We start from the raw sequence: 22,226 nt of genomic DNA, 5'->3' as shown, positions 1-22,226 counted from the left end.
ACAATGATTATTTACGGTGTGGCGTTTCTGGCCTTTTGTACCCTGGCGGGTATTTTCATCGGTGAGCTGCTGGGCAAATTGATTGGCGTGCCGGCCAATGTCGGTGGTGTCGGCATTGCTATGCTGCTGTTGATCGGTCTGGGCAGCTATTTGAGCAAGCGCGGCCTGTTCAAGGGCAAGTCCGAGGCCGGTGTGGAGTTTTGGAGCGCAGTCTACATTCCTATCGTGGTCGCGATGGCGGCGCAGCAAAACGTCTACGGCGCGCTCAAAGGCGGGCCGATGGCAATCCTGGCCGGAACCCTGGCGGTGGTGATCGCCTTTGCGTTGGTGCCGGTGCTGGTGCGCATTGGCAACAAAGATTCCCATGCCGATGTTTCCGTTAAGACGGTCGGGTGATTGCCATGTACGAATCCATGATGAAAGTCATCACCGGCTACGGCCTGATCAGCGGTTTCGCCATTGTCGGCATTACCATGTGGGTGTCCTATTGGATCAGTAACACGTTCACCAAAGGTCGGTTGCATGGCTCGGCCATCGCCATTCTGCTTGGTCTGGTGCTCTCCTACATCGGCGGAGCAATGACAGGCGGACAGAAGGGTGTGGTGGACATTCCGCTGCTGTCTGGGATCGGCCTGTTGGGCGGTGCCATGTTGCGGGACTTCGCCATCGTCGCCACGGCGTTCGGCGTGAGCGTCGAAGAACTCAAACGTGCCGGTTTCGTTGGCGTGCTGGCGTTGTTCGTCGGTGTGGGTACGTCATTCATTGCCGGTGTCGGCGTGGCGATGGCCTTCGGTTACACCGATTCGGTGAGCTTGACCACTATCGGCGCGGGGGCGGTGACCTATATCGTCGGGCCGGTGACCGGAGCGGCTATCGGTGCCAGTTCCGAAGTGATGGCGTTGTCCATTGCCGCCGGTTTGATCAAGGCGATCCTGGTAATGGTGGCGACGCCGTTCGTAGCGCCGATGATTGGTCTGAATAATCCCCGTAGCGCAGTGATCTTCGGTGGCCTGATGGGCACCTCCAGCGGCGTGGCCGGTGGCCTTGCGGCGACGGATCCTAAGCTGGTGCCGTACGGTTGCCTGACGGCGGCGTTCTATACGGCGCTTGGGTGCCTGCTGGGGCCTTCGTTATTGTTCCTGATCATGCGGGGATTGATGGGGTAGGGCTTTGGACTTTCGCTGAGCGGGCTGCCCTCATCGCGAGCAAGCTCGCTCCCACATTGGATCGGTGTTCACATATCCCTTGTGGGAGCGAGCTTGCTCGCGATGGGGGCGGCGCGATTTCAGGCCTGGCGATTGGCATACATCCGGCACTCGGCCAACAGCGCCAGCAGGTTCGGATCCCGCTCCTTGGCCTTGAGGAACACCACGCCGATGTGCTGCTGCAACCGGTACTTTTCCTGCAACGGGATCAGTTTCACCCGGTTTTCATACACCGCCGCGATCCGCCCCGGCAGCAAGGCATAGCCCACCCCGGAGCTGACCATGCTCAGCAGGGTGAAGATGTCGTTGACCTGCATCGCCACCTTCGGCTCGAACCCCGCCTGCTTGAACACCCGGACGCCGTCCTGGTGGGTGGCGAAGCCTTGGGTGAGGGTGATGAAGGTTTCGTCGCGCACTTCGGCCAGGTCGACTTCGTTGCGCTGGGCAAAGGGCGAGTCGGCTGGCGTGGCGAGGAAGATGTCGTCGGAAAACAGCTCGATATGTTCGCAGTCCGGGTCGTTCACGCTGTCGTCCAGGGAGATCAGGATCGCGTCTACCTCCATGTTCTTGAGCTTGTACAGCAGGTCGATGTTCGAGCCCAGGATCAGGTCGATATTGAGTTCGCTGCGGCGGATCTTCAGGCCCATGATCAACTGCGGCACGGTCTTGACCGTCAACGAATACAGCGAGCCGAGCTTGAAGCGTTCGGCGGAGAACCCGGCGGCCTCACGGGTCAGGCGCACGCTGTCGACCACGTCCTGGATCAGCTTCTGCGCCCGCTCTTCCAGCACGTAAGCGCTTTCCAGCGGTGTGAGGTTGCGACCTTCGTGCTTGAACAATGGGCAGCGCAGGGCGCTTTCCAGCGAGTGAATGGCCCGGTGCACACTGACATTGCTGGTCTGCAACTCGGCGGCTGCCCGCGCCAGGTTGCCGGTGCGCATGAAGGCCAGGAACACCTCCAGTTTCTTCAGGGTCAATTCTTCGTCGATCAGCATGGGGCGGACTCTTATTCGTATGGTTTGATTGTGCCCCAATCGACTCTTTCTGGAGGAGTTAATCAGGGGGTAGCAGCAAACCATTGCACTTTGCAGCGCCAAGCCTGAGCCTGGGCACCTGTTTCTAAATGTGAGGTGGTATTGGATGTATCACGGGGAACGACTCAACGCCTGGACGCACCTGGTGGGGGCGGTGGCGGCGTTTATCGGCGCAGTGTGGTTGCTGGTGATCGCCGGGATGGCGGGCGATCCGTGGAAGATCGTCAGCGTGGCGATCTACGGGTTCACCTTGTTGGTGCTGTACAGCGCTTCGACGGTTTATCACAGCGTGCGCGGGCGCAAAAAAGAAATCATGCAGAAGGTCGATCACTTTTCGATCTACCTGTTGATCGCCGGCAGCTATACCCCGTTCTGCCTGGTGACCCTGCGCGGGCCGTGGGGCTGGACGTTGTTCGGGATCGTCTGGGGGCTGGCCGTGATTGGTATCTTGCAGGAAATCAAGCCGCGTTCCGAAGCGCGGATCCTGTCGATCGTGATCTACGCCGTGATGGGCTGGATCGTGCTGGTGGCGGTCAAGCCCCTGCTGGCGGCCCTGGGCAGCACCGGGTTCGCCTGGTTGGCCTCGGGCGGCGTGTTGTACACCGTCGGTATCATCTTTTTCGCCCTCGACCATCGATTGCGCCACGCCCACGGCATCTGGCACCTGTTCGTGATCGCCGGCAGCCTGCTGCATTTCGTGGCGATTCTGCTTTATGTGCTCTGACCCCTGAACAACTTGGACTCAATGTGGGCGCGAGCTTGCTCGCGATAGCGTCGGATCAATCAGCATCGATGTTGACTGGCCCACCGCCATCGCGAGCAAGCTCGCTCCCACAGGGGGCATCTGACTTCAGAAATCCCCCCACAACTGCTGCGCCACGGCCAGGGCCACCACCGGCGCGGTTTCGGTGCGCAGCACGCGGGGGCCGAGGCGGGCGGCCTGGTAGCCGGCGGTCTTGGCCTGCTCGACCTCGGCATCCGACAGGCCGCCCTCGGGACCGATCAGGAAGGCCAGGGTCGACGGTTTTTCATGACTGACCAGCGGCTCGGCCACCGGGTGCAGCACCAGCTTCAGTTCGGCCTCGGCCTGCTTCAACCAGTCAGTCAGCAGCAGCGGCGGATGGATCACCGGCACGGTCGAGCGCCCGCACTGCTCGCAAGCACTGATCGCCACCTGGCGCCAGTGCAGCAGGCGTTTGTCGGCGCGTTCGTCCTTGAGGCGCACTTCGCAGCGCTCGCTGAAAATCGGCGTGATTTCGCTGACCCCCAGCTCCGTGGCTTTCTGGATCGCCCAATCCATGCGCTCGCCTCGGGACAGGCCCTGGCCGAGGTGGATACGCAACGGCGATTCAAGTTGTCCGGCGAACTGCTCGTCCAACTGCACCCGCACGCGCTTTTTGCCGACTTCGGCCAACGTGCCGCGAAACTCCTGGCCGGAGCCATCGAACACCTGCACCGCATCGCCCTCGGCCATGCGTAGCACCCGGCCGATGTAGTGGGCCTGGGCTTCGGGCAGTTCGTGGTCGCCGAGGCTCAGGGGGGCGTCGATGAAGAAGCGGGACAGTCTCATGTCGAATCTCTGAAAAAGTTAACGGTGCTATGGATGCTCCCGGCACCTGTGGCGAAGGGATTTATCCCCGCTGGGCTGCGAAGCAGCCCCAAATACATCCAACGCGATTTGCCTGAAGCACCGGGGTATCCGGTTTTAGGGCTGCTGCGCAGCCCAGCGGGGATAAATCCCCTCGCCACAATAGTGTTCCAACAAGAAGACCGAGGTTCAGCCCGGATCGCGATAGCCCGGGTGAAAGTCCTTCGGCACCGCCACGCTGACCTTGTCCCGGGTGGCGATGTCGATGCCTTCGCTGGCCACTTCGGCGAGGAAGTCGATCTGCTCGGGGGTGATGACATACGGCGGCAGGAAATACACCACGCTACCCAACGGCCGCAACAATGCACCGCGCTCCAGGGCATGCTGGAACACCGCCAGGCCACGCCGTTCCTGCCACGGATACGCGGTTTTGCTGGCCTTGTCCTTGACCATCTCGATGGCCAGCACCATGCCGGTCTGGCGTACTTCAGCGACGTTCGGGTGAGCGGCCAGGTGCGCGGTGGCGCTGGCCATGCGTTGGGCCAGGGCCTGGTTGTTCTCGATGACGTTGTCTTCTTCGAAGATATCCAGCGTCGCCAGGGCCGCCGCGCAGGCCAGCGGGTTGCCGGTGTAGCTGTGGGAGTGCAGGAAGGCGCGCAGGGTCGGGTAGTCGTCGTAGAACGCGCTGTAGACCTCGTCGGTGGTCACGCACGCCGCCAGCGGCAGGTAACCGCCGGTCAGGGCCTTGGACAGGCAGAGAAAATCCGGCGTGATACCGGCCTGCTCGCAAGCGAACATCGTCCCGGTGCGGCCAAAGCCGACGGCGATTTCGTCGTGGATCAGGTGCACGCCATAGCGGTCGCACGCCTCGCGCAATAACTTCAGGTACACCGGGTGGTACATGCGCATGCCGCCGGCACCCTGGATCAGCGGCTCGACGATCACCGCCGCCACCGTATCGTGGTGCTCGGCCAGGGTCTGCTCCATGGCGGCGAACAGGTTGCGCGAATGTTCTTCCCAGCCCATGCCTTCGGGGCGGTGGTAGCAGTCGGGGCTCGGCACCTTGATCGTGTCCAGCAACAACGCTTTGTAGGTTTCAGTGAACAGCGGCACATCGCCCACTGACATCGCCGCGATGGTTTCGCCGTGGTAGCTGTTGCTCAGGGTGACGAAGCGCTTCTTGTCCGGCCGGCCGCGATTGATCCAGTAGTGGAAGCTCATCTTCATCGCCACTTCGATGCAGGACGAGCCGTTATCGGCATAGAAGCACCGGGTCAGGCCCTCGGGCGTCATCTTCACCAGGCGCTCGGACAGTTCGATCACGGGCTGATGGCTGAAGCCGGCCAGGATCACGTGCTCCAACTGATCGACCTGGTCCTTGATGCGCTGGTTGATGCGCGGGTTGGCATGGCCGAACACGTTGACCCACCAGGAACTGACGGCATCGAGGTAGCGCTTGCCTTCGAAATCTTCCAGCCACACGCCTTCACCGCGCTTGATGGGGATCAGCGGCAGCTGTTCGTGGTCTTTCATCTGGGTGCAGGGATGCCACAGCACCGCGAGGTCGCGTTGCATCCACTGGTTATTCAGGCCCATTTACAGTCTCCTCGAGGCGGCTCGCGGCGGGCGCGGGCAAAACAATCGCGCAAGCCTATGCAATGGCGGCCCTGGGGACAACCCATTGTGTCGTTGACGCTACTTTGAGCGAGGCGATAGACGCCGCTGGCGGCGCTTTGATGGCTGTCGTATTCTTCGCGGCTCTTCTGAGCTGTCTGGCTCGAAAAACTGAAACTACCTACGTTTACTCCGGAGTTCGTTGAATGTCTGCTGGTTGGCTGCGCGCCTGTGCGCTGGTGATGATAGGGCTGTTCAGCGTTTCGGCGCTGGCCAAGGACAAGCAACCGACGGCCATCGTCATCGGCGGCGGCCTGGCGGGACTCACCGCGGCCTATGAGCTGCAGAACAAAGGCTGGGCCGTGACGCTGCTGGAAGCCAAGCCGGACCTGGGCGGTCGCTCGGGCATGGCCACCAGCGAGTGGATCGGCAATGAGAAGACGCAGCCGGTGCTGAACAAGTACGTCTCGACCTTCAAGCTGAGCACCACGCCGGCCCCGGAGTTCGTGCGTACCCCCAGCTACCTGATCGACGGCACCTATTTCACCGCCGCCGACCTGGCGACCAAGCAGCCGGCCACCGCCGAAGCCCTCAAGCGCTACGAAACCACCCTGGACGACCTGGCGCGCTCCGTCGAAGACCCGCAGAACCCCGCAGCCAACAATACCCTGCATGCCCTGGACCAGATCACCGTGTCCAACTGGCTCGACCGTCTGCAACTGCCAGCCACCGCGCGGCAACTGGTCAACCAGGAAATTCGTACTCGTTATGACGAACCTTCGCGCTTGTCACTGCTGTATTTCGCACAGCAGAGCCGAGTCTATCGCGGCGTGTCCGACCGCGACCTGCGCGCCTCGCGCCTGCTCGGCGGCAGTCCGGTACTGGCCCAGGCGTTCGTCAAGCAACTGAAAACCATCAAGACCAACTCGCCGGTGTCGGCCATCTCCCAGGACAAGGACGGCGTGACCGTCAAGGTCGGCAGCGTGGGTTACCAGGCTGACTACGTGGTGCTGGCGGTGCCGTTGCGGGCGCTGAACAAGATCCAGTTGACCCCGGCCCTGGACGCCCAGCATCAAGGCGCGATCAAGGGCACCAACTACGGTTGGCGCGACCAGATCATGCTCAAGTTCAAGACCCCCGTCTGGGACAGCAAGGCACGCATGTCGGGCGAAATCTACAGCAACGCCGGCCTGGGCATGATGTGGATCGAGCCGGCCATGAAGGGCGGCGCCAACGTGGTCATCAACCTGTCCGGCGACAACGCCCGGGTGATGCAGGCCTTCGGCGACAAGCAGATGGTCGATCAGGTGCTGATCCGCCTGCACGCGTTTTATCCACAGGCCCGTGGCGCGTTCACCGGTTATGAAATCCGCCGCTACAGCACCGACCCGTCCACGGGCGGCGCGTACCTGGCCTTTGGCCCGGGCCAGATCAGCAAGTACTGGCGCCTGTGGGAAAAACCGTTGCAGCGTGTAGCCTTTGCCGGCGAACACACCGACACCCTGTATCCGGGCACCCTGGAAGGCGCGTTGCGCAGCGGTCAGCGGGCGGCCAGCCAGGTTGAAGACCTGGCGGCCGGCAAGTCGTTCGAGCCGGCCAAGGTCGCTCCCGCCGCGACAGCCGCCGCTGCCGCTGCCGGTGCGGTGGCGGCGAAGAAGGGCAACTTCTTCACCAACCTGTTCGGTGGCTCGGATGACGACAAGAAGCCGGAGCCGGTCAAGGCGCCAGAGCCGGTCGCGCCGCCAGCACCGACGCCTGCGCCAGCGCCAACCCCGGCACCTGCGCCGGTAGAAGCGCCGAAGGCTGCGGTCCCGGTAAAAGCCGAGCCGACCAAAAAGGCCGCGGCCAAAGCTACGCCGAAGAGGCCGGCAGCCAAAGCCCCGGCGAAAAAGGTCCCAGCCAAGGCGCCGGTGAAAAAGGCCGAGCCGGTGAAGAAACCAGCGGCCAAACCGGCGGCGACCACTGAGACTCAGGCTCAGTAACGTCCAGGCGTAAAAAAGCGCGGCCCAAGGGCCGCGCTTTTTTTGCTTATTTTTCAAGCATGAAATGCCCGGCTTGCTTGCGCGGTGCCGTGACATCGCACAGTTTACGATCGTGGCCCTACACGTCTTAGCGATATATCGGATGCTTCCCACAAAAGAGTCGGAAGGGAGCGATAGATTACGGCAAACGTTGCGTTCTAGTCTCTGCAAAACCAAAAGGCTGGGGTGTTTATGAGACTATTAACGGCGGTAATAACGGTGATTGTACTTTCTGGTTGTGTGTATGGTGAATGTAGAGATCCCCTTATGATTCCGATGATTCCAAAAAATGATCCGCAGTTAGCACACAAATGCTCCATCGATCCATATAGGCCTGAGTGCTCGGTAAACTAATAATTCACAATTTTCACCTCGTAAAGGCTGGAATTAATATGAAGTTGATAGCGGCTTTAATGCTATTGGCAGTATTCGGTGTCAGTGGTTGCACTGCTGATGGTCGTATGGTGCTGAAAAAGCACGATCCTCAATTAGTTTATAGATGCGACATGGATCCTTACAGGCCAGAGTGCGTCAATAAGTGACTCTAGAGAGGCGGCAGTGAAAACGACCAAGTTTTAATTTCCAAGTCCTCAAATAAAATTTTGACCCGCTTTGGCTTGGACATACGTCCCGGGACGAAGCCAAAGCGAGCCCAGCATAGCTTTCCCGTTCGCCTGTCATGGATGACTAGGTTGCCGTCATCCTGAATGACCATACAAGCGTTGTACCAAAGCGACTTGTCAGTACTATGGCTACTTTCAGCAATCCATAAGCGTCTTCTGGATGGGTCATAGAGAAAGCCACTGTTGCTAATTACGAACTGTAGAGGCTCACGCATTCTTTTGGGGTGCAAGGTTTTGCTATATCGCTGGCTGCCATCTGCAACCCAGACTACAGCCTCACCATCTTTGATGATCAAATTCCCATTAGCCTGCAATACCAATCGAAATCGTCCATTTGGAGACTGGAGGTACTGCCCCGGTGACATTGTTTGATTGGGAGACAGCAACGGTGAGCCACTTGTTTGAAATGGAGTATAAGGAACTGCCATGTTTTTCATCTTGTTCAATGAATGTTGGAGTTTCATTTAATCAAGGGTAAAAACGGAAACGGCGATACATATATATTGCAGGGGCAAAAAATTTTGGATCATGATGACGGCGCCGGGCACGGCTTCCTGTGGGCGCGAGCTTGCTCGCGATGAGATCCGTGCGGCCATCCCATGGCTGCCTGCCCTCTTGCCATCACGCCCGTCATTTCTCTTTAATCTTTCCTTAACCCACCCCCTCCAGACTCATGATCGTATTTCTCGATATTTCAAAGCGAAAATTTCCGCTTTAAATCGATAGATAACTCGCTAGTCTTGATCTCAGTTTTTACAGGATATGAGCAATGCAGCTTCGCAACTCTTCTTCTCGCTATGGCTGGGTCAGTATCGCTGTGCACTGGGGCGTTGCGCTGGTGGTGTACGGGCTGTTCGCCCTGGGCCTGTGGATGGTCGGCCTGGATTACTACAGCACCTGGCGCAAAGACGCGCCGGACCTGCACAAGAGCATTGGCCTGGTGCTGCTGGCGGTCATGTTGCTGCGGGTGATCTGGCGTTTTGTCAGCCCGCCGCCGCCGACCCTGCCAACCTATGGCCGGCTGACCCGCGTCGGCGCCAAGCTTGGCCATGGCGCACTGTATCTCGGGTTGTTCGCCGTGATGATCGCCGGTTACCTGATTTCCACCGCAGACGGTGTCGGGATCCCGGTGTTTGGCTTGTTTGAAGTGCCCGCGCTGGTGTCCGGACTGCCCGATCAGGCAGACGTCGCCGGTGAGATCCACTTCTACCTGGCATGGGCGCTGGTCATTTTTTCCGGCCTTCATGCGTTGGCAGCATTGAAACACCACTTTATCGACCGTGACGCGACCCTCAAGCGAATGCTGGGGCGCCAAGCCTGATGTTCAACCTCGACTCCAAAGGAATAGAAAGCATGTTGAAAAAGACGCTCGCCGCCCTGGCAATCGGTTCTGCCCTGCTGTCTGCCGGCCAGGCCATGGCTGCCGACTACGTGGTCGACAAGGAAGGCCAGCACGCCTTCGTCGACTTCAAGATCAGCCACCTGGGCTATAGCTACATCACCGGTACTTTCAAGGACATCGACGGCAAGTTCAGCTTCGACGCCGCCAAGCCAGAAGACAGCAAGATCGAGTTCAACGTACGTACCGCCAGCGTGTTCACCAACCACGCCGAGCGCGACAAGCACATCGCCAGCAAGGACTTCCTGGAAGTATCCAAGTACGCCGATGCCAAGTTCGTGTCCACCAGCGTCAAATCCACCGGTAAGAATGCCGCTGGCAAAGAGACTGCCGACGTGACCGGCGACCTGACGCTGCACGGTGTGACCAAGCCAATCGTGGTCAAGGCCACCTTCCTGGGTGAAGGCAAGGACCCATGGGGCGGCTACCGTGCCGGCTTCGAGGGCACCACCAGCATCAAGCGTTCGGACTTCGGCAAGATGATGGACCTGGGTCCACAATCTGACGTCGTTGAGCTGTACGTCTCGTTTGAAGGTGTCAAAGCGAAGTAACCTTCGCGCCTGACAAAAAAACGCCCCTGGTCTTGGGACCAGGGGCGTTTTTTATTGCGCGGATCCGGGCAGCACAGAGAACCCTGTGGGAGCGAGCTTGCTCGCGATGACGGCAGTTCTGTCGCATTGATCTTGGCTGATACACCGCTATCGCGAGCAAGCTCGCTCCCACATCTGGAATGTGTCGGGCCAAAAAAAAACCCGGGTCGCGAGACCCGGGGCTTTTTCACGGCTTGGGAAAACTCAGCGATTGCGCGTCAGCAATGCCGGTTTCTCGCCCCGTGGACGGCTTGGCAGTTGATCCAGCTGTTCAGGTGTCGGGAAGCGATCGGCTTTCGATTCCTTGTGCATGATCTTCGGCTGGTTGCTGCGTGGGTTCTGCACGGCGGGTTCCTGGCGAGGCTGGTCGTCACGGGCCGGGCGGCGTGGGCGGGTGTCGTCGCGACGGGCCTGGCCGTCACGGGGGGCGCCGTTGCGTGGGCCGCTGCGCTTGGCCGGAGGTGTGCCGGTAGACGAGCCGTTGCTGTTGCGCGGACCGTTCTGGCGACCCTGTGGCTGGCCACTGCGCGGAGCGCCTGCACCTGCGCCCTGTGCCGGGGCACCCGGACGGCGACCGCGGCCCTGGGCCGGTTTCTGTTGTGGCACGTAGTCGACGCGGTTACCGAAGTTATCGACATCGTCATCCAGGAACTCGTCCGGGGCACGATCGGCTGCGGCGCGCGGAGCCGGGCGCTGCTGCTCACGGGCCGGGGTGCCTTCGCGGGGCTTCTGCTCGCGGGCAGGGCGTTCGCCGCGGCCGTTGCTGTTGCTGGCCGATTTTTCCTTGCCCTTGTCCTTGCCTTTGTCTTTGCGACCGCCGCCACCACCGCCGCCGTTCGGACCGTCGCCCCGTGGGCCACGGGCATTGCGCGGATTACGCACATCCGGACGTTCGCGTACTTCAGGCTTCTCGGCTTCGATGGTGCTGGCATCGAAGCCCATCAGGTCACCGTCGGCGATTTTCTGCTTGGTCATGCGCTCGATGCTTTTGAGCAGCTTTTCTTCGTCCGGCGCGACCAGCGAGATCGCTTCGCCCGAACGACCGGCCCGGCCGGTACGGCCGATACGGTGAACGTAATCTTCATCGACGTTCGGCAGCTCGAAGTTGACCACGTGGGGCAACTGGTCGATGTCCAGGCCACGGGCCGCGATGTCGGTGGCCACGAGGATACGCACTTCGCCGGCCTTGAAGTCGGCCAGGGCCTTGGTGCGGGCGTTCTGGCTCTTGTTGCCGTGGATCGCCACGGCTGGCAGGCCGTGCTTGTCCAGGTACTCGGCCAGGCGATTGGCACCGTGCTTGGTACGGGTGAAGACCAGGACCTGTTCCCAGGCGCCGGCGGTAATCAGGTGCGCCAGCAGGGCACGTTTGTGGCTGGCCGCCAGGCGGAACACACGCTGCTCGATACGCTCGACCGTGGTGTTCGGCGGCGTGACTTCGATGCGCTCCGGGTTGTGCAGCAGCTTGCCGGCCAGGTCGGTGATGTCCTTGGAGAACGTCGCCGAAAACAGCAGGTTCTGACGCTTGGCGGGCAGGCGGGCGAGGGCTTTCTTCACGTCATGGACAAAGCCCATGTCGAGCATGCGGTCGGCTTCGTCCAGCACGAGGATTTCAACGTGGGACAAATCGACGCTGCCCTGGCCGGCCAGGTCCAGCAGGCGACCGGGGCAGGCCACCAGTACATCGACGCCACGGGACATGGCCTGGACCTGGGGGTTCATGCCGACGCCGCCAAAAATGCAGGCGCTGACGAACTTCAGGTCGCGAGCGTAGACCTTGAAGCTCTCGTGTACCTGGGCCGCCAGTTCGCGGGTGGGGGTCAGGACCAGTACGCGCGGTTGGCGCGGGCCATGACGCTGGGATTTGTCTGGGTGACCGTTGGGAAACAACCGCTCCAGGATCGGAAGGGCGAAACCACCGGTTTTACCAGTACCTGTCTGCGCCGCGACCATCAGGTCGCGACCTTGCAACACGGCGGGAATGGCCCGCTGTTGCACCGGGGTAGGCTGGGTATAGCCGGCGGCTTCGATGGCGCCGACTAAAGCCTCGGAGAGACCGAGGGAAGCAAAGGACATGAGTAATCCTGTTTTAGTGAGGGCCTGGCCCAATGGGATAGTCTTGCCGGGCGCGAATGACGTTCAACCAAAAGACGTCATCCCGTCCGGTCCTGCCGGGCCTCGAAGGCGGGTCCGGACAAGGCTCGCGCGGGCCGTAGGCGGCGCTGTAGCGGTGTCGGGATGCCTTTTGCAAGGCCGGGCGTCCGGGCGTAAGCCTGGCGGGAAGGCCGGAGTATAACAGAGCAAACGCCTCGCGCCGCTTTCCTGCTGCTCAACGGTTTATTTCAGTGCTGGCCCGGCCGGGCGAGGTGGCCTTGGTCATAGCGCCTGCGCCGTAGCGGGCGCTCAGTTCGGCATAGGCTGGTTCGCGCTTGAAACGCTTGAGTTCGGCACTGAAGCGTTGCACCAGCAAATCCATCCCGGCATTGCGCCGCACCGCCAGGTATTGGCTTTGACGGCTCACTACCACTGGGTTTTCGGTGATCTGGTCGCCCAACTGCATTTGTTCGAGCACATGTCGGCCGACCCTGCGGTCGGTGATGAGCAGGTCGATCCGACCCAGTTGCAACTTGCCGAAGTTGGCTTCGTGGGTGGGCGCCGCTTCACGTTTGAACAGGGTCGACTCACGGAAGGCCTGGCTGTACAGGTAACCGGGCGAAGTGCCAACGGTCAGGCCGCCCAGGTCGTCGAGCGTGCGAAACGGATGGGGGCGGGCGTTGGCGTAGAACATCACGAACTCCACGTCCGACAGCGGTTCGCTGGGGTAAAGCAACAGGGCATCGCGCTCATCGCTGTGGAAAATGTCCAGCGCACCGTCCGCCAGCCCTTGTTCCAGCATCGCCAGGCACCGCTTCCAGGGCAGGAACTGCCATTCCACATCGATGCCCAGGCGTTTGAACACAATGGCCGTGGTTTCGTAGTCCAGGCCGAGCATCTTGCCGTTCTCTTCGTAGACATAAGGCGCCCAGGGTTCGGTGACAATGCGCAACTTTTCGGCCTGGGCGGTCACGCTCAGGCACAAGAGAAGAAGGGTGGTCAGCAGCTGGACAATGACGGGCATGGGCCTGAGGTTACGACGAGAGCTCATCAAATAGCTAGAGCGCTCTGGCCTGTGCCCTGGTGGCCTGTTTGGTGAGTGAGTCAACTTCTGCGAATTTGAACTGACGAACTCACCACGCAGGCACTAGTTACCTTTTGCCTGCATCAGATGCGCATAGATGGCTTCGCGGCGCTCACCCAGCACGAGGCGAATCAGCGGATGATCGAGCCAACGTTTGAGTTCATGGTCCTGCAGCGATTTTTCCAGGCGATGTTCGACGTTCTGCAGGGCTTTTTCCCACCAGACCGGGGCGCAGGCCTGGTCGAACTCATTGGTATGGCGATAGCAGCCATAGAGGATCTCGCGCATGAACTGGCGTTTATGGCTGGGCAGCCCCAGGGTGATGAACTTATAGGCCAGGCGTTGGAAGGCCGGCGGTCGAGGCAGGGTGGCGGTGACTTGACCGGTTTCATCCAGGGCCTGGTGGCAAGTCGGTGCGGCACCGTGTTTGTCGAGCCAGGCTTTGGTCTTGGCGCGGAACAGCTGCTTGCGGCTCCAATAGTGGTGGATCAGGTCCGGGCACTCGCGCACCCGCACCGAGCGATAGGCCGCTACCGAAAGGCAGAATTCTTCCAGCGTGTAGGCACCCTTCGCCAATGGATACAGCTCATCCATCAGGGCGATCGAGCGATCCAGGACCGACGCATCGACGCAGTTGAGACCAATGACCCCGGAGTTCAACAACGGCATGTCGTCGTCCGCGAGCTGCCGCTGGCGCAGTGTGTCGGCCAGTGTCAGGTAAAGCCCGGCGTCCTTGTTGGCGCCATACGTCAGGCCGAAGGCATTGCACAGCAACGTGCCAGGCTGGACCCGGCGAAACAGTTCGAGGGGGGAGCAATGGAAAAAAGTGTCGGTGTCGATCAGCAGCGCCACTTCGGCTTCTTCGAGCACCTTCTGCATTACCACGTGCTTGGCACGGAAGTGATACCCGTGGGGTTCGATCCAGGCCTGGCGGGTTTCATTGTCCAGCGGGCGCAGACGCACCGGCAGCCCTGCGTACGGTGCGCGATTGTCGGTGAACACCTGGATATCCAAGGCTTGGTCCGGTGTCTTGCGCAGACCGGCCAATGCGCTGGCGATGCTGAACAACGCTTCCTGGTGATAGGTTTCGGCCCCGTAGACCAGATAAATGAGTTGTGGGGTCGTTAGCCTGTGACCATTGGGCATCTACTGCGATCCTCCAGATGTCTGTGCTTAATAAAAAAGGCCTTGGTTTTCGCCAAGGCCTCTTTGTACCACCGCATTAAGTCAATTCAGCGCGGCAGCTTGAGGTTGTTCCATACCGCGAGGCTGGGCTCGGCCTGGTTAAGGGTATAGAAATGCAGCCCTGGTGCGCCGCCCTGCAACAAACGCTCACACATTTGTGTGATGACTTCCTCGCCGAAGCTTTGGATGCTTGAGGAGTCATCGCCATAGGCTTCCAGTTGTTTGCGAATCCAGCGTGGGATTTCTGCACCGCACGCGTCGGAGAAGCGCGCCAGCTTGCTGTAGTTGGTGATTGGCATGATTCCCGGCACGACAGGAATGTCGACGCCCAGCTTGCGGATACGTTCGACGAAGTAGAAATAACTGTCGGCGTTGAAGAAATACTGGGTGATGGCACTGTTGGCGCCAGCATTGGCCTTGCGCACGAAATTGCGCAGATCGTCTTCGAAGTTGCGCGCTTGCGGGTGCATCTCCGGATACGCAGCCACTTCGACGTGGAAATGTTCGCCGGTTTCCTCACGAATGAAGCTCACCAGTTCGTTGGCATGGCGCAGCTCACCGCTGGCCATGCCCATGCCCGACGGCAGGTCGCCACGCAGGGCAACGATGCGCTTGATGCCGGCGGCCTTGTACTGGGTCAACAGGCCGCGCAGGTCGTCCTTGCTGTCGCCGACGCAGGACAGGTGAGGGGCCGCGGGAACTTTGACTTCGCTTTCGAGCTGCAACACGGTGTTCAGGGTGCGATCGCGGGTCGAACCGCCCGCGCCATAGGTGCAGGAGAAGAAATCGGGGTTGTAGCTGGCCAACTGGCGGGCAGTGGCAATCAGTTTTTCATGCCCAGCATCGGTCTTCGTCGGGAAGAACTCGAAGCTGTAGCGACGGTCTTGGGACATGGTCATATCCTTGGAAACTCGTAGGCCGGTGAGGCTTGCATATCCCAGGTGGGGGCGGGCTTATGTGGGAGCGAGCCTGCTCGCGATTAGTATCACCTCGGTCCGACAGTCAGATCGAGGTGTCTGCATCGCGAGCAGGCTCGCTCCCACAAAAGAGCCCGCTCCCACAGGGGGAGCAGCGCCGATCAGTAGCGGTAAGCGTGCGGCTTGAACGGGCCTTCGACGGTGACGCCGATGTAGTCAGCCTGTTGCTTGGTCAGCTTGGTGACCACGCCGCCGAAACCGCGGACCATTTCCAGGGCCACTTCTTCGTCGAGTTTCTTGGGCAGTACTTCCACGGTCAGGCGCTCGGCTTTCTGGGCCGGCGACAGGTCGGCGTATTTCTGGCCGAACAGGAAGATCTGGGCCAGGACCTGGTTGGCGAACGAACCGTCCATGATGCGGCTTGGGTGACCGGTGGCGTTGCCCAGGTTAACCAGGCGGCCTTCGGCCAGCAGGATCAGGTAGTCGTCGTTCTGTGGGTCGAAGCTGCCGGTGCCGGTGCGGTGCACCTTGTGGACCTGTGGCTTCACTTCTTCCCATGCCCAGTTCTTGCGCATGAAAGCGGTGTCGATTTCGTTGTCGAAGTGACCGATGTTGCAGACCACGGCGCGCTTCTTCAGGGCCTTGAGCATGTTGGCGTCGCAGACATTGACGTTGCCGGTGGTGGTCACGATCAGGTCGATCTTGCCCAGCAGCGCCTTGTCGATGCTGGCTTCGGTGCCGTCGTTGATCCCGTCGATGAACGGCGAAACCAGTTCGAAACCGTCCATGCAAGCCTGCATGGCGCAGATCGGGTCGACTTCGGACACCTTGACGATCATGCCTTCCTGGCGCAGGGACTGGGACGAACCCTTGCCCACGTCACCGTAGCCGATCACCAGCGCCTGCTTGCCCGACAACAGGTGGTCGGTGCCGCGCTTGATGGCGTCGTTGAGGCTGTGACGGCAGCCGTACTTGTTGTCGTTCTTGCTCTTGGTCACCGAGTCGTTGACGTTGATGGCCGGGATCTTCAGTTCGCCCTTGGCCAGCATGTCCAGCAGGCGGTGAACGCCGGTGGTGGTCTCTTCGGTGACGCCGTGGACCTTGTCCAGTACCGCGGCGTACTTCTTGTGCAGCAGCTCGGTCAGGTCGCCGCCGTCGTCGAGGATCATGTTGGCATCCCATGGCTGGCCATCCTTGAGGATGGTCTGCTCCAGGCACCACTCGTACTCCTGCTCGGTCTCGCCTTTCCAGGCGAATACCGGGATACCGGCGGCGGCGATGGCGGCAGCGGCCTGGTCCTGGGTCGAGAAGATGTTGCAGGACGACCAGCGCACTTCGGCACCCAGGGCAACCAGGGTTTCGATCAGCACGGCGGTCTGGATGGTCATGTGGATGCAGCCGAGGATTTTTGCGCCTTTCAATGGCTGTTCGCCAGAGTACTTGCGACGCAGACCCATCAGGGCTGGCATTTCGGATTCGGCGATGATGATTTCGCGACGGCCCCAGGCAGCCAGGGACATGTCGGCGACTTTGTAATCGGTAAAAGCTGCGGGCGTGATAACAGCGCTCATGAAGAGCCTCCATTCGTAATGTATGCGAATGGGCGCCGTTGTGCGTTTAGTGTCCGTGCGGGCAGGCCCGTACAAACAACGCCCCATCCGAGCCTGACAGGTCGAGCCTGCTGCAGCGCCCCTCGGACAGGTGGCGGGACCGGTCCAACGGGTGGACCGGGTAAAGCGGGGCGATTATAACGGGCTAATCGGATCTTCCAAAAGGGTTTCTGTCGGCAAATCGAAATTGCCGATGACCGTCATAGGGCCCGCGACGTAGAGCCTGGCCGTGCGGTCTGCCATGATGCAGCAATCCATCGACCAGACGCTCAGGAGTGATCATGAATTTCCACACCCGCAAATGGGTCAAGCCCGAAGACCTCAACCCCAACGGCACGCTGTTCGGCGGCAGCCTGTTGCGCTGGATCGACGAGGAGGCGGCGATCTACGCCATTGTCCAGTTGGGCAACCAGCGCGTGGTCACCAAGTACATTTCGGAAATCAATTTCGTCAGCGCTTCGCGCCAGGGCGACATCATCGAGCTGGGCATCACCGCCACCGAGTTTGGCCGCACCTCCATCACCTTGACCTGCGAGGTGCGCAACAAGATCACCCGCAAGAGCATCCTGACCGTGGAGAAAATGGTCTTCGTCAACCTCGGCGAAGACGGCTTGCCCGCGCCCCATGGCCGGACCGAGATCAAGTACGTCAAGGACCAGTTCAAGGATGATGTCGTCGAGTGAGATCGGCGGCGCTTTCATCGCGAGCAAGCTCGCTCCCACAGGGGAGTTGGCGGCAAACCTGAATCTCGACCTCACCGCAGAACCCTTTGTGGGAGCGAGCTTGCTCGCGATGACGATTGCATATTCAACACCGATGCAAACCGACCCACCGCTATCGCGAGCAGGCTCGCGCCCACATTTGTGTTTGGGGTGCCACTGAACAGCTCCGGGCGCCGCGTGTCGTAGGTACATCACGCCACGGGTTCAGGAGTTGCATGGACACTCATAAAGACGGCAAGACCCCTGACCTTTCGGCTCAGGAGCAGCACGAAGTCGACCGTAACCAGCCGCCGCGGGCGGCCGTGTTGCATGAAATCATCCGCACCCAGGGCGATCTGGAGCTGGAGCGCAGTATCGCCGCGCTCTGGTGGTCGGCCCTGGCGGCGGGGCTGACCATGGGGCTGTCGCTGATGGCGATGGGCTTGCTCAGCTCCCGGCTGCCGGATCACGAGGGCTTCAAGGTCATCGCCAGTTTCGGTTACTGCGCCGGCTTCCTTGCGGTGATCCTGGCCCGCCAGCAACTGTTCACCGAAAACACCCTGACCGCCGTGCTGCCGATCATGAGCAAACCCACGCTGGGCAACTTCGGTCGGTTGCTGCGGCTTTGGGGGGTGGTGCTGGTGGGCAACCTGTGCGGCACCTTGCTGGTGGCCTACGTGATGCTGCACCTGCCGATTTTCGACCCGCGCACCGATCAGGCTTTCCTGGAGATCGGCCGCAAGGTCATGGAGAACGACACCGGCCAGATGTTCGCCAAGGGCATCATTTCCGGCTGGATGATCGCCACCATGGTCTGGATGATCCCGTCCATGGAAAGCGCCAAGATGTGGATCATCATTCTGATCACCTACCTCATGGCGCTGGGGGATTTCACCCACATCGTCGTCGGCTCGGCCGAAGTGTCCTACCTGGTGTTCGCCGGCCAGTTGTCCTGGGAGGACTTCTGGATGGTTTTCGCCGGGCCGACGCTGGCCGGCAACATCGTCGGCGGCAGCTTCATCTTCGCTTTGATCAGCCATGCACAGATCCGCAGCGAAGTCGGCCTGCCCAAAGATAAACGCCCGGATAAGCCTGCGCGGCGCAGCGATTCGGAATAGGCGGGAACCTGATCCCTGGCTCCCGGCGTGAGCGGCGGTTATTTGAATTGCATGTTGCGCAGTGTCTTGCGGGTTGTCGACTCCGGATCGAGCATCCCCGTGTAGCGCGACCTGTAGTTGGCGATGACCCGTTCGAGGGAATTGTTGAACGCGATCTTCTGCTCCAGTGAGTTTTTGGAGCTCTTTGGATCTTGCACGTCCTGCAGGTCCCGGATGGCCCCTTTTATCAGCTTGATGTTTGCATCGGGCTGGCCACCGATAAAGCGCGCGGGATTCAGTACGTTTTGCACGACGTTATGGATGCGCGTGGCAACGTCGTGCAGGTGCATTTGCTCGACGGCGTGACGGGTCACCTCGGAAATGGCGCTGGTCGCGCCGCTGTCCCACTCGGCAGCGGCCTGCAGGAATTGCATGAAGTCCGGGTCATTGCTGTGGTTGAGACGTTTTGCCAGCCAATCCAGCTTGCCGGGCTGGTCCGCAAGCTGGTCGAGGACCCAGATGGCCGTGTGCATTTGTGAAGTGGGTTCAAGCTTGGAGGCCGTTTCGTTGGCCGCCTGGATCGCTTCCTTCAATTGCGTCAACGCCAGCAGCGCATGGCGCCTGAAGGCGACTACCTCGGCGCAGGCATCATCGCCTTCCAGTTCTGCGCTCAGCGGTTCGAAGTCCTTGTCGCTCAACGCCAACAGGGCATCTTCGACCGAGGCAAACGAAAAGGTCTGCTGCGTGGCGTTGCGTTCGTCCACGTGGGTTTGAACAGCCTTGCGCAGTTCTTCCTGGAGATGGTTCTTGGTCTCCTTGGACATGCTGAAGTTGATCGTTCCACTCACCAGGCCAGAATAATTGCCTTTATCGGTTATCAGCGGCACGACGACGGTCTTGTCGGCAAATTGCTTCAGTTGTTCGGCATGCCATGCAGCGCTGGCTGTGTGGGGAGCCTTGAGAACCCGATCGATCAGGGCCGAGATGCCGGTGCCTCGCGGGTTTTCCTGGGCCGACTCTTGAGCTTCGAATACCAGAATCAAAGGCTCGCCGTCCGGGATCGGGCTCATGGAGGTGGCCGGGTTGTAGATGGCCGGTACCGGTGTGTTGTTCAGGATGCCGCCATCGGCAAATGCCGTGGTGGCGCCCATCGGTTGGAACGGCTGTCCTTGCAGGGTCGGCTGGCTGAACACCACCGGCAGTGACGCGGAGATATGCGCGGCCACGGCAATGTCCATATCGGGGGTCAGGTCCGCGCTGAAGACCACCAATTGCGTGCCTTCCTCGAACATGGCGGTGCCGGTGATTTCCACGGATTTGATTTGCGGGACCTCTTTGCTCAGGACGGCCAGGTCGGCAAAAGTGACGTATTGGTTCCTTTCCACATTGGCAACGGCTTGTTGCGCGTCTTCGGAAAGAGGCTCCGGGTGTTCCTTGCAACGTTGTAACAGCGACGTGCAAGCCTCCTCCCTGATCAGCTTCTCCAGTGGCATTCCTTTGGAACCCAGGCGTGGCAGCAAATCGCACAACAGTTGCGCCAGCGGGATTTTTTCCAGTTTCTCGCCCAGCTTCGACAATCCGTTCTGGATTTTTTGAACAGTAGCGTTGGTGCTGTCGAGCAAGGAAATAAGAGGGATATCGTCAGAAATCCTGTCGAAGCCGGCATGATTCATACCGCTGGCGAGCAGCGCTGCCGATATGGCTCCCGCAGAGGAGCCTGAAATCGTTCTGATATTGTCCATGATGCCGTTGGCTTCGAGCGTATCGACGAAGCCGGAATACGCCACCCCCTTGGCGCCACCGCCGCTCAGGACCAGTTCTGTGATGGGAGGCCGATCGATACTGACTTGAGCACTACCGTCTTCATGTCGAACGAGGGTAATCGACCGGTCTGTCGCGCCGCATGCCAATTGTCGGGGGCGTTCAGGGATGGCTTGCCTTGCGAGCTGGCCTGCGTTTTCAAACGTGTGAAGGGAGGGGGTGTATTGCGAGATTGCTAGCATTCTGGTTCGTTCCGTGTGCCCGGGAGGGAAGGGGGCCGAACTGTAAGCAAGATCTGAAGGCTAATTTCGTTGCGACTCAATTGGACAAACATCCGCCGGCTGCAAGCAGTCCCCGGCGGATGTCATTGCGAAGCGCTCTGGAACAAGGCTTCTGGAGGGCTGGTAAAACGGCTCGCACGGCTGGGGGGCTAAATCTTACTGAAGGCGTCGCCCATTCGCTCACCGGCAGGGCATATTTCCCAGGCCCTCAAACAGCGACTGCCACCAAGCGTCGTTGTCGATGGATAAAGAACAGGGCGGTCAATACCGTGAGGCCGCCGACCGCTGCTCCGGTCCAGGGGAGATCCGCCAGGTCGGCACCACTGGCCACCACCAACCCACCCATCCAGGCCCCGGCGGCGTTGCCCAGGTTGAATGCGCTCTGGTTGAGTGTGGAGCCGAGGTTCGGTGCTTCGTGGGCCTGGTCGATGATCAGCAATTGCAGGATCGGGCACAGGGCGAAGGCGAAGATGCCCCACAGCACCAGGGTGATTGCCGCCGGGATCACCGACCGGCTGGTCTGGCTGAACGCGGCCAACACCAGCACCACGGCCAGGGCCATGCCCACCAGCGCAGGCAGCAGGCGCCGGTCCGCCAGGCGTCCACCGAGGAAGCTGCCGGCCGTCAGGCCGACGCCGAACAACAGCAGCATGACGGTGATGCCGTGGGGGCTGACGCCGGTGATGTCCTGCAGGATCGGCGCGATGTAGGTGAACACGCTGAACAGACTGGTAGAGGCCAGTACGCTCATGCCCAGGGCGAGCAACACGTTGACCTTGCCCAGGACCTTGAACTCACTGGCCAGGTTGGCCTTGTCCATGGGGATTTCCCTGGGCAGCCAGACCCATTGGGCAATGGCCGCGATCACGCCGATGATCGAGACCGCCCAGAAGGTCGAGCGCCAGCCGGCGTATTGACCCAGGGCCGTGCCCAACGGGACGCCCAGCACGTTGGCCAGGGTCAGGCCGGTGAACATCATGGCAATCGCCTGGGCCCGTTTGTTCGGCGCCACCAGCCCGGCCGCCACCACCGAACCAATGCCAAAGAATGCTCCGTGGCATAGCGCAGTAACGACCCGGGCGGCCATCAGCGTGGTGTAGTTCGGCGCCAGGGCGCAGAGCGCATTGCCGAGAATGAACATCAGGGTCATGCCCAGCAGCGTGGCCTTGCGCGGCATGTTGGCGGTACCGATCGCCAGGACCGGTGCGCCGAACACCACGCCCAGGGCGTAGCCGGTGATCAGCAGTCCGGCCTGGGGAATGCTCACGGCCAGGTCCCGGGCGACATCGGGCAACAGCCCCATGATGACGAATTCAGTCGTGCCGATGCCAAAAGCGGCAACGGCCAAAGCAAGCAAGGCGAGTGGCATGCGCAGGGTCTCTGTCTGTAGTCTTGACGCTCTGATCAGGCATACGCATGCCGGCG

At 60.7% G+C, this 22,226-nt stretch carries 18 protein-coding genes, 1 pseudogene and 1 riboswitch; of the genes and pseudogenes, 8 read left to right on the top strand and 11 right to left on the bottom strand.

Going from position 1 to position 22,226, the window contains the following annotated elements; genetic code table 11:
* Nucleotides 1-3: 3 nt before the first annotated feature.
* The gene (madL, locus tag BLQ55_RS26250; protein ID WP_092258223.1) at nucleotides 4-396 is read left to right on the top strand and encodes a malonate transporter subunit MadL; all 393 of its coding nucleotides are present in this window, start codon (nucleotides 4-6) and stop codon (nucleotides 394-396) included.
* A gap of 5 nt (nucleotides 397-401) precedes the next feature.
* Complete coding sequence (gene madM, locus BLQ55_RS26245; RefSeq protein ID WP_092258278.1) at nucleotides 402-1,166, top strand: malonate transporter subunit MadM; 765 nt, start codon at nucleotides 402-404, stop codon at nucleotides 1,164-1,166.
* A gap of 119 nt (nucleotides 1,167-1,285) precedes the next feature.
* Here madM and BLQ55_RS26240 read toward each other — a convergent pair whose 3' ends face one another.
* A complete protein-coding gene (locus tag BLQ55_RS26240) occupies nucleotides 1,286-2,200 on the bottom strand; it encodes a LysR family transcriptional regulator (protein WP_092204935.1) in 915 nt (304 codons plus the stop codon).
* Nucleotides 2,201-2,345: 145 nt separating this feature from the next.
* On the opposite strand from BLQ55_RS26240, the gene BLQ55_RS26235 reads away from it, so the two are divergent.
* Entirely contained in the window at nucleotides 2,346-2,963 is a 618-nt protein-coding gene (locus BLQ55_RS26235) for a PAQR family membrane homeostasis protein TrhA (RefSeq protein WP_092204934.1), read from the top strand.
* Nucleotides 2,964-3,089: 126 nt separating this feature from the next.
* On the opposite strand, the gene BLQ55_RS26230 is transcribed toward BLQ55_RS26235, so the two are convergent.
* Together BLQ55_RS26230 and BLQ55_RS26225 are read right to left on the bottom strand one after the other, a co-directional pair.
* The gene (locus tag BLQ55_RS26230; protein WP_072405885.1) at nucleotides 3,090-3,809 is read right to left on the bottom strand and encodes a 16S rRNA (uracil(1498)-N(3))-methyltransferase; all 720 of its coding nucleotides are present in this window, start codon (nucleotides 3,807-3,809) and stop codon (nucleotides 3,090-3,092) included.
* Between the two features lie 207 nt (nucleotides 3,810-4,016).
* Nucleotides 4,017-5,423 (bottom strand): adenosylmethionine--8-amino-7-oxononanoate transaminase, encoded by a 1,407-nt coding sequence (locus tag BLQ55_RS26225; protein ID WP_092258220.1) that lies wholly within the window; start codon nucleotides 5,421-5,423, stop codon nucleotides 4,017-4,019.
* Nucleotides 5,424-5,647: 224 nt separating this feature from the next.
* Between BLQ55_RS26225 and BLQ55_RS26220 the strand changes: the two genes are divergently transcribed.
* Nucleotides 5,648-7,423: a flavin monoamine oxidase family protein gene (locus BLQ55_RS26220; RefSeq protein WP_092258217.1), complete on the top strand. Its 1,776-nt coding sequence runs from the start codon at nucleotides 5,648-5,650 to the stop codon at nucleotides 7,421-7,423.
* A 583-nt stretch (nucleotides 7,424-8,006) separates the two neighbouring features.
* Here BLQ55_RS26220 and BLQ55_RS26215 read toward each other — a convergent pair.
* Complete coding sequence (locus BLQ55_RS26215) at nucleotides 8,007-8,513, bottom strand: lectin-like bacteriocin LlpB (RefSeq protein WP_092258275.1); 507 nt, start codon at nucleotides 8,511-8,513, stop codon at nucleotides 8,007-8,009.
* Nucleotides 8,514-8,854: 341 nt separating this feature from the next.
* On the opposite strand from BLQ55_RS26215, the gene BLQ55_RS26210 reads away from it, so the two are divergent.
* Nucleotides 8,855-9,406 (top strand): cytochrome b, encoded by a 552-nt coding sequence (locus BLQ55_RS26210; RefSeq protein ID WP_092258214.1) that lies wholly within the window; start codon nucleotides 8,855-8,857, stop codon nucleotides 9,404-9,406.
* Between the two features lie 32 nt (nucleotides 9,407-9,438).
* Nucleotides 9,439-10,035 carry a YceI family protein gene (locus BLQ55_RS26205; RefSeq protein WP_092258211.1) on the top strand — a complete coding sequence of 199 codons (597 nt, stop codon included), beginning with the start codon at nucleotides 9,439-9,441 and terminating at the stop codon, nucleotides 10,033-10,035.
* Nucleotides 10,036-10,278: 243 nt separating this feature from the next.
* Here BLQ55_RS26205 and BLQ55_RS26200 read toward each other — a convergent pair whose 3' ends face one another.
* The 5 genes and pseudogenes from BLQ55_RS26200 to ahcY form a co-directional block, all read right to left on the bottom strand.
* Entirely contained in the window at nucleotides 10,279-12,147 is a 1,869-nt protein-coding gene (locus BLQ55_RS26200) for an RNA helicase RhlE2 (RefSeq protein WP_092258208.1), read from the bottom strand.
* Between the two features lie 231 nt (nucleotides 12,148-12,378).
* Nucleotides 12,379-13,189: pseudogene (locus BLQ55_RS26195) on the bottom strand (substrate-binding periplasmic protein); the annotation flags it as partial.
* 123 nt (nucleotides 13,190-13,312) lie between these two features.
* On the bottom strand, nucleotides 13,313-14,395 hold the full coding sequence (locus BLQ55_RS26190) for a hypothetical protein (protein WP_092258205.1): 1,083 nt from the start codon (nucleotides 14,393-14,395) through the stop codon (nucleotides 13,313-13,315).
* A gap of 86 nt (nucleotides 14,396-14,481) precedes the next feature.
* Nucleotides 14,482-15,327 carry a methylenetetrahydrofolate reductase [NAD(P)H] gene (gene metF, locus BLQ55_RS26185; protein WP_092204928.1) on the bottom strand — a complete coding sequence of 282 codons (846 nt, stop codon included), beginning with the start codon at nucleotides 15,325-15,327 and terminating at the stop codon, nucleotides 14,482-14,484.
* Between the two features lie 185 nt (nucleotides 15,328-15,512).
* On the bottom strand, nucleotides 15,513-16,922 hold the full coding sequence (gene ahcY, locus BLQ55_RS26180) for an adenosylhomocysteinase (RefSeq protein ID WP_092204927.1): 1,410 nt from the start codon (nucleotides 16,920-16,922) through the stop codon (nucleotides 15,513-15,515).
* 23 nt (nucleotides 16,923-16,945) lie between these two features.
* Nucleotides 16,946-17,052: riboswitch (S-adenosyl-L-homocysteine riboswitch) on the bottom strand.
* A gap of 190 nt (nucleotides 17,053-17,242) precedes the next feature.
* Between ahcY and BLQ55_RS26175 the strand changes: the two genes are divergently transcribed.
* Together BLQ55_RS26175 and BLQ55_RS26170 are read left to right on the top strand one after the other, a co-directional pair.
* Nucleotides 17,243-17,644, top strand: a complete 402-nt coding sequence (locus tag BLQ55_RS26175) for an acyl-CoA thioesterase (RefSeq protein WP_072346269.1) — start codon at nucleotides 17,243-17,245, stop codon at nucleotides 17,642-17,644.
* 254 nt (nucleotides 17,645-17,898) lie between these two features.
* Nucleotides 17,899-18,780 carry a formate/nitrite transporter family protein gene (locus tag BLQ55_RS26170; protein WP_092258202.1) on the top strand — a complete coding sequence of 294 codons (882 nt, stop codon included), beginning with the start codon at nucleotides 17,899-17,901 and terminating at the stop codon, nucleotides 18,778-18,780.
* Nucleotides 18,781-18,818: 38 nt separating this feature from the next.
* Here BLQ55_RS26170 and BLQ55_RS26165 read toward each other — a convergent pair whose 3' ends face one another.
* Both BLQ55_RS26165 and BLQ55_RS26160 read right to left on the bottom strand, forming a co-directional pair.
* Nucleotides 18,819-20,762: a patatin-like phospholipase family protein gene (locus tag BLQ55_RS26165; RefSeq protein ID WP_092258199.1), complete on the bottom strand. Its 1,944-nt coding sequence runs from the start codon at nucleotides 20,760-20,762 to the stop codon at nucleotides 18,819-18,821.
* A gap of 247 nt (nucleotides 20,763-21,009) precedes the next feature.
* On the bottom strand, nucleotides 21,010-22,170 hold the full coding sequence (locus tag BLQ55_RS26160; RefSeq protein ID WP_092258196.1) for an MFS transporter: 1,161 nt from the start codon (nucleotides 22,168-22,170) through the stop codon (nucleotides 21,010-21,012).
* Between the last annotated feature and the right edge of the window lie 56 nt (nucleotides 22,171-22,226).

Source organism: Pseudomonas sp. NFACC13-1 (genome assembly GCF_900104425.1).
GTDB lineage: Bacteria > Pseudomonadota > Gammaproteobacteria > Pseudomonadales > Pseudomonadaceae > Aquipseudomonas > Aquipseudomonas fluorescens_AA.
The sequence above is the reverse complement of the archived record's forward strand: the minus strand, read 5'-3'. Positions and strand labels throughout refer to the sequence as shown.